General features: G+C 72.2%; 8 protein-coding genes. 6 read left to right on the forward strand and 2 right to left on the reverse strand.

Features of this window, described 5'->3' with window-relative positions; translation table 11 throughout:
- Window positions 1-1,039: penicillin acylase family protein (locus AOJ26_RS37945; protein WP_199828916.1), on the reverse strand; the 1,039-nt coding region annotated here is incomplete at its 3' end.
- A gap of 77 nt (window positions 1,040-1,116) precedes the next feature.
- Between AOJ26_RS37945 and AOJ26_RS37950 the strand changes: the two genes are divergently transcribed.
- The 4 genes from AOJ26_RS37950 (at window position 1,117) to AOJ26_RS37965 (ending at window position 3,873) form a co-directional block, all read left to right on the forward strand.
- Window positions 1,117-1,836 (forward strand): siderophore-interacting protein, encoded by a 720-nt coding sequence (locus AOJ26_RS37950; protein WP_053852897.1) that lies wholly within the window; start codon window positions 1,117-1,119, stop codon window positions 1,834-1,836.
- 202 nt (window positions 1,837-2,038) lie between these two features.
- A complete protein-coding gene (locus AOJ26_RS37955; RefSeq protein ID WP_053852900.1) occupies window positions 2,039-2,635 on the forward strand; it encodes an HhH-GPD-type base excision DNA repair protein in 597 nt (198 codons plus the stop codon).
- Between the two features lie 58 nt (window positions 2,636-2,693).
- Window positions 2,694-3,356 (forward strand): HdeD family acid-resistance protein, encoded by a 663-nt coding sequence (locus tag AOJ26_RS37960; protein ID WP_053852898.1) that lies wholly within the window; start codon window positions 2,694-2,696, stop codon window positions 3,354-3,356.
- A gap of 199 nt (window positions 3,357-3,555) precedes the next feature.
- Window positions 3,556-3,873, forward strand: a complete 318-nt coding sequence (locus AOJ26_RS37965) for a hypothetical protein (protein ID WP_053852901.1) — start codon at window positions 3,556-3,558, stop codon at window positions 3,871-3,873.
- A 197-nt stretch (window positions 3,874-4,070) separates the two neighbouring features.
- Here AOJ26_RS37965 and AOJ26_RS37970 read toward each other — a convergent pair whose 3' ends face one another.
- A complete protein-coding gene (locus tag AOJ26_RS37970) occupies window positions 4,071-5,624 on the reverse strand; it encodes a helicase HerA-like domain-containing protein (RefSeq protein WP_086724410.1) in 1,554 nt (517 codons plus the stop codon).
- 169 nt (window positions 5,625-5,793) lie between these two features.
- Between AOJ26_RS37970 and AOJ26_RS37975 the strand changes: the two genes are divergently transcribed.
- Both AOJ26_RS37975 and AOJ26_RS37980 read left to right on the forward strand, forming a co-directional pair.
- On the forward strand, window positions 5,794-6,090 hold the full coding sequence (locus tag AOJ26_RS37975) for a type II toxin-antitoxin system VapB family antitoxin (protein ID WP_003999914.1): 297 nt from the start codon (window positions 5,794-5,796) through the stop codon (window positions 6,088-6,090).
- 99 nt (window positions 6,091-6,189) lie between these two features.
- Complete coding sequence (locus tag AOJ26_RS37980; protein WP_234358773.1) at window positions 6,190-6,831, forward strand: LytR C-terminal domain-containing protein; 642 nt, start codon at window positions 6,190-6,192, stop codon at window positions 6,829-6,831.
- Window positions 6,832-6,991: the final 160 nt, after the last annotated feature.

Below are 6,991 nucleotides of genomic sequence, written 5' to 3' on the forward strand. Positions count from 1 at the left end.
GGTCCCGGGTGACGCGGGGCGGGTAGCGCAGGGAAAGGGCGACGGGGGCCGGTGCGGGAGGGGAGCCTGGCCGGGACGTACCCGCGACGGCGGGCTCCTCCAGCACTCCGCCCCCTTCCAGTCCCTCCGGGCCGCCCGCCACCACCGGGCCGCGGTCCGTCTCGATCACCTCGATCTCGACCGGGGCCTCGCCGGCCACCTCGACGGTCTCCGTGTGCCGGGTGGCGCGGTGCCAGACGCCGTCCGGGCCGAGGGCCTCCACGCCGGCCCCCGTGCGGCGCAGCCGTTCGCGGTAGAGGTCCTGGTAGTCGGCCATGGCGTTGGTGATGGACCAGGCGACCGTGCCGGTGTGGCCGAAGTGGGCGATGCCGGGGACCCCGGGCACCGCGAGGCCGACGACGTCGAACTCGGGGCAGGCCAGGCGGATCTGCTGGTAGACGCCGGGGTCCTCGATGTAGCGGTGCGGGTCGCCCGCGAGCACGGCGTGCCCGGTGGTGGTGCGGTCGCCGGCGACCAGCCAGCCGTTGCTGCCGGAGGTGCCCGGACCGTCGGCGGCGAAGAGACCGACCGCGTCCGGGCCCAGGTGCCGCAGCGCCTCGTCCCGCCAGAGCTTGGCCGGGAAGCCGGCGAACAGGATGTGCGTGCCGAGCCAGACGCCGAGCGGCGTCCAGGGCTCCCAGCGGCCGGGGGCGAGGCCGACGCGGGTGAACTCGGGGGCCGAGGCGGACGGCAGCTCCTCGTTGACGCCGTCGACGTACGCCCGCACCCAGTCGGCCGTCTCCGGGTCCTGTCTCTCCAGCGCGGCGAAACAGCGTCTGGCCGTGTCGTCCAGGCGGGCCCGTCTCGCGAGGGTGTCCCAGGACAGGGCCGCCGCGCCGAGGAAGGCGGCCGAGGTGCCCTGCGCGCGGTGCCGTTCGACCTCCAGCTGCCAGGCACGGTCGCGGGCGGTGACCCGGCCCTGGGCGTGGGCGAGTTCACGCGCGCTGCCCGCGCGGAGGTGGGGTATCCCCCAGGCGTCGCGGTAGATCTCGGTACTCACCCTCGCACTCGCTTCCGTTTAAGTTAGGCTTACCTAAGTTATCTGGTGAGGGAATCGTACTTGAAGGGTGAAGCACCATGGGGCAGGGGCACGGCTGGGAGGGCGCGGTCCTCCGACTGCTGCGGGCGAAGGACTTCGTGTTCACCGTGACCGGCGCCGAGGACGTCACCGAGGCGTACCGGCGGGTGCATCTCACCGACGGCGGGATGCTGGCGGCCACCGGCGTCCATCCGACGATGTGGGTGCGCCTGTGGTTCTCCGCCGCGGGCAAGCCGCACCAGCGCGCCTACACGCTGGTCGACCCGGATCCCGGGAAGGGCACGTTCTCCCTGGAGTTTGCGCTGCACGACGGCGTCGCCAGCGACTGGGCCCGTACCGCGAAGCCCGGCGACACCGTCGAGGCCACCGTCCACGGCACCGGGTTCGACCGGCCCGACCCCGAGCCCACGCACGTCTTCGCCTTCGGCGACCCGGCCTCCCTGCCCGCCCTCAACTCCCTCCTCGGCGCCCTGGACTCCTCCCCCGCGACCGTCTGGTTCGAGGGCGGCGACGAGGACCTCCCCTTCCGCACCGACCCGTCCCGCCACGAGGTCCGCCGGGTGCTCCGCCTCGACTCCGGGGCGCACCTGGTCGCCCAGGCGAAGGCGGACCTGCCCGCACTGCTGAAGGACCACCCGGACGCGTACGTCTGGATCGCCTGCGACACGGCCACGACCCGGACCCTGTCGTCGTACGTCCGCAAGGAGCTGGGCGTGCCGAAGGAGCGGGTCGACGCGCTGGGCTACTGGAGGCCCTGAGAGGAAACCCGCGCCGGGCGCACAACTCTTCCCGGGACTGGTGGGTCGAACGGGACAGCTGTTGTCCCGTACCGAACAGCAACCACCGCCTGCACCGAACAGAGCGCCGGCATCACCGTCGGGAGCGTCAAGGGCTACTTCGGCGCGGCGCTGACCAGCCCTCACGTGGAGCTGTGACCGCGGCGGGGGCATGATCGGAGTCATGGACGTCACCCTTCACCTCGCCCAGGACCCCGAGGCCGACGAGCTCCTCGGCCGCTCCCCGCTCGCCGCGCTGGTCGGGATGCTGCTGGACCAGCAGGTCCCGATGGAGTGGGCGTTCAAGGGCCCCCGCACCATCGCGGACCGTCTCGGCGCGAGCGACCTCGACGCGCACGACATCGCCGCGCAGGACCCGGATGCCTTCGTCGCACTGCTCTCCGAGAAGCCGGCCGTGCACCGCTACCCGGGCTCGATGGCCAAGCGGATCCAGCAGCTCTGCCAGTACCTCGTCGAGCACTACGACGGTGAGGCCGAGCTGGTCTGGAAGGGCGTGGACGACGGCCGCGAGCTGCTGCGCCGGCTGGAGGAGCTGCCGGGGTTCGGGAAGCAGAAGGCGCAGATCTTCCTGGCACTGCTGGGCAAGCAGCTCGGCGTCCGGCCGCGGGGCTGGCGGGAGGCCGCGGGCGCCTACGGCGAGCCCGAGTCCTTCCGGTCCGTCGCCGACATCACCGGCCCCGAGTCGCTGACGAAGGTCCGCGCGCACAAGCAGGAGATGAAGGCGGCCGCCAAGGCGGCGAAGGCGGGCGGGAAGTCCTAGTCAGCCGGGTGGCCCGGCCCGGGTGGCCGGGGTGCGCGCGGCGGTCGCAGCATGGACCATGACCGAGTTCGACGACCGCTTCGCCGACCGTTTCGACGACCGCAAGGTCCACGCGGGCCGCCCGCCGGGCACCTCGCCGCACGCGCCCGAGCCGCCCCTCGACGGCCCCCTGCACACCCTCGCCCAGGCGGCCTGGCAGGTGGTCCTGCTCACCGGTGCCGCTTCGCTGGTCCTCGGCGTCCTGGTCCTCGTCTGGCCCGGCGCCTCCCTGCTCGCGGCCGGTGTCCTCTTCGGCGTCTACCTCCTGGTCAGCGGTGTCTTCCAGCTGGTCGCGGCCTTCGGCACGCACAGGACCACCGCGCTGCGCGTCCTCGCCTTCGTCAGCGGCTCCCTGTCGATCCTGCTGGGCCTGTTCTGCCTGCGCGGGCCGATGCGGTCGATCCTGCTGCTCGCCCTGTGGATCGGCATCGGCTGGCTGATCCGCGGCATCACCCAGACCCTGGCCGCCGCCTCCGACCGCTCGATGCTGGCCCGCGGCTGGCAGATCCTCCTCGGCGTGCTCACCTTCGTCGCCGGGATCGTGCTGATCGACTCCCCCTTCGAGTCGGTCGCCGTCCTCACCCTGGTCGGCGGCATCTGGCTGGTCGTCGTGGGAGCGGTCGAGATCGTCACGGCCCTGAGCATCCGCAGCCGAGCCCACCGGACCCCGCACCCGGTGTGACCCCACCGCCCGCGTGCACCGCCGCCGGCACCGGATGTCGGCAGAGCCCCACGGCGGCCACCACCCAAGTCTCGCCGCACCACCGGCGTCCGGAACGCCCGGCCCTCCTCGCCGCACCACCCCACGCCCGCCCCTCCGGTCGGGTGAACTGCGGGGCCGAAGTGCTGAAACGGGCGTGCCGGAGGGGGAGACGACCTGTGTGAGTTCCGTACGACGCCCCCCGGGCAGCCGTGACTGGCTGCGGGTCCTCGTGCTGCTGCTCGCGCTGCTGGTTCCCGGTGCGCATCTCCAGGCGCACGCGATGCCGCCCGTGCCCGCCGGGGAGCTCGTCGAGTACGACGTCCTCGACACGGCGCTGCGGCCGCCGGCCCGGGCCGTCCACCGTGCGGTCGTGCCTCTGCGGCCCGTGCCGTGGCCGGAGACGGTGCACGGCGTGCCGGCGCAGCGGCCCCTCCCCGCGCCCCCGAGGCCGCCGTACGCGCTGCCCGTCCTGCGTTCCGTGGTCCTGCGCTGCTGACAGAGCCGGTTTCCCCAGGCCCGCTCAGCACTCACGCAAGGACAAGGAACACCGCCATGCCCGTCGACCCGTACGCGGTCCTGCGCGCCCTGCTGCGCGCGGAGGCCGCACGCAGTGCGCCGAAACCGCAGATCCCGAAGGAGCAGCCGCCGACGAGAGAGGAGAAGCGCGGCTGAGTCACCGGAGGAGGCCGCGGGCTACCGCCGCCTCCTCCGGGCCGTACCGAAGAGCGAGCGGGTGATCTCCCGCCCGATCTGCGTGCCCAGCGACCGAGCCAGCGACTTGAACATGCCGCTGCCGACGACCTGTTGGACGACGGAGGGGTCGTCCGCGCGGGCCGGGGCCGGGGCCGGCGGGGCTTTCATCTCGTCCGGGCCCTTGGCGCCGCGGGAGTCGAGCTTCTCGTACGCCGACTCCCTGTCCACAGCCTGTGCGTAACGCCCGTACAGCTCCGAGGCCCTGACCGCCGCGTCCAGGGCACCGGCGTCGACGGGAGCCATCAGGGACTCGGGCGCGCGCAGACGGGTCGCGGCGACGGGCGTGGGCGCTCCCTTCTCGCTCAGCACCGTCACCACGGCCTCTCCCGTCCCCAGGCCGGTGAGCAGCTCCTCCAGGTCGTAAGCGGAGTCGGGGAAGGTCCGCACGGTCGCCTTCAGCGCCTTCTGGTCGTCCGGGGTGAAGGCCCGCAGCGCGTGCTGGACCCGGTTGCCGAGCTGGGCGAGGACGTCGGCGGGCACGTCCTTCGCGGTCTGCGTCACGAAGAAGACGCCGACTCCTTTCGAGCGAATCAGCCGCACGGTCTGCGTGAGGGAGTCGAGGAACGCCTTCGAGGCCCCGTTGAAGAGCAGATGCGCCTCGTCGAAGAAGAACACGAGCTTCGGCCGGTCCACATCCCCGACCTCCGGGAGATCGTGGAACAGATCGGCGAGCAGCCACATCAGGAAGGTCGAGAAGAGCTGCGGCCGGTCCTGTACGGCGGCCAGCTCCAGGACGGAGACCAGCCCGCGCCCGTCGTCCGCGGTGCGCAGCAGCTCGGCGGTGTCGAACTCCGGCTCCCCGAAGAAGTCGGCCATGCCCTGCGCCTCGAACGCGGTGAGGGACCGCAGGATGACCCCGGCGGTGGCGGTGGACAGGCCCCCGATGTTCTTCAGCTCGGCCTTGCCCTCGTCGGAGGTGAGGAAGGCGACGACGGCCCGCAGGTCCTTGAGGTCGACCAGTTCCAGCCCCTTCTGGTCGGCGTAGTGGAAGATCAGGCCGAGGGACTGCTCCTGGGTCTGGTTGAGCTGGAGCACCTTGGACAGCAGCAGCGGCCCGAAGCTGGTGACGGTGGCCCGGACCGGGATGCCGTGCCCGATGCCGCCGAGGGCGTAGAACTCCGCGGGAAAGCCGGTGGGCTCCCACCGCTGGTGCACTTCCGCGGCCCTGGACTGCACCTTCTCGTTCCGCGCGCCGGGCTCGGAGATGCCGGACACATCGCCCTTGATGTCGGCGAGGAAGACCGGGACCCCCTGCGCCGACAACTGCTCGGCGACGAGCTGGAGCGTCTTGGTCTTGCCGGTGCCGGTGGCGCCGGCGACGAGTCCGTGCCGGTTGAGCATCGACAGGGGGATCCTGACCTGCGCGTCCGGGAGGCAGACGCCGTCCCACAGCAGTGCGCCGAGGTCGAGCGCGGGTCCGGTGAAGGCGTAGCCCGCGGCGATCTCCAGGGCCGGCTGCGGCAGCGCGGCGGAGCGGGACCGTGCCTCCGGCATGGACCGGTCGGCGGTTGCCGGGGCGGCCCCCGTCTCGCCCCGCGGCGGGGTCTTTCGCTCGCTCATACCGAACCCCTGCTCCCGTTACGCCCTTTTCTTCCCCTTTTTCCAGCGTCGCACTCGCTCGCCATGGCTGCGCCCGGAAGGTCTTGACCGGTAGGCTTTCCGTGTGATCTTCAAGCGCATCGGAAACGGCCGGCCGTACCCCGACCACGGCCGGGAAAGCACCCGGCAGTGGGCGGACGTCGCACCGCGCCCGGTCCGCCTCGATCAGCTCGTGACGACCAAGGGCCAACTCGACCTGGAGACCCTGCTCGCCGAGGACTCGACGTTCTACGGCGACCTGTTCGCGCACGTCGTGAAATGGCAGGGCGACCTGTACCTGGAGGACGGTCTGCACCGCGCGGTGCGGGCGGCGCTCCAGCAGCGGCAGGTGCTGCACGCGCGCGTGCTCGAGCTGGACTGAGTGACGGCGCTGTAAAGGTTTGGCCCTTTCGGGTTCTCCTGCGCGGCGGTCAATGATCATCTAGTAGGAATCACCGCCCGCGCGCACTACGCTGCGCCCATGAGCATGCTGACGCCCCCCGGCATGGGCGGTAAGTACCGGATCACGGGCGACAAGTACCCCCGGATGCGTCGGCCCCGGCGGCGCGGCAGGCTCGTGCTCGGTGTGGTGGCCTCCGTCGCCGCGCTGAGCCTGGTCGGCTGGGGCACGCTCCAGCTCATCGACGTCTTCACGGGCGGCGGCGACAAGGCCTCCGCGGCCGGCTCCGGCACGGACTGCGCGAAGAAGTCCGGCGCGTCCCCGTCCGCCTCCGCGGTCCCCCTCCCCAAGCCGGGCCAGATCACCGTCAACGTCCTGAACGCCACGCCTCGCGGCGGGCTCGCCAAGAAGACGGCGGACGAGCTGAAGAAGCGGGGCTTCCGGATCGGCGACGTGGGCAACGCGACGGCGGCCTACGACAAGAAGGTCAAGGGCACGGCGATACTGCTCGGCCCGTCGTCCGCCCTCAAGACCTCGCTGCCGGTCCTGGGCACGCAGGTCGCCTCCGCGGAGACCCGTACGGACACCCGCAAGGGTGCCGAGGTCGACCTGATCATCGGGAACGGCTTCAAGAACCTGAGCAGCAAGGTCGTCGCCGACAAGGCACTGGCCGCACTGGCCGCCCCCGCGCCGGCGGCCACGGGGACCAAGAAGAACTGCTGAGTCGTGCCTGGCCGGGCTGGGCGGCTGCGGGCCGGTGGGGGCCGATCGCGCAGTTCCCCGCGCCCCTGGGTGGGTACAGTCACCTGCGCTCCGAGGGAACGTGAGTCGTGGCTGGTCGCGCAGTTCCCCGCGCCCCTGGGGGGTGGGTCATGGGGACGCA

The sequence above is a fragment of the Streptomyces sp. NRRL B-24085 genome, from assembly GCF_001282115.1.
GTDB lineage: Bacteria > Actinomycetota > Actinomycetes > Streptomycetales > Streptomycetaceae > Streptomyces.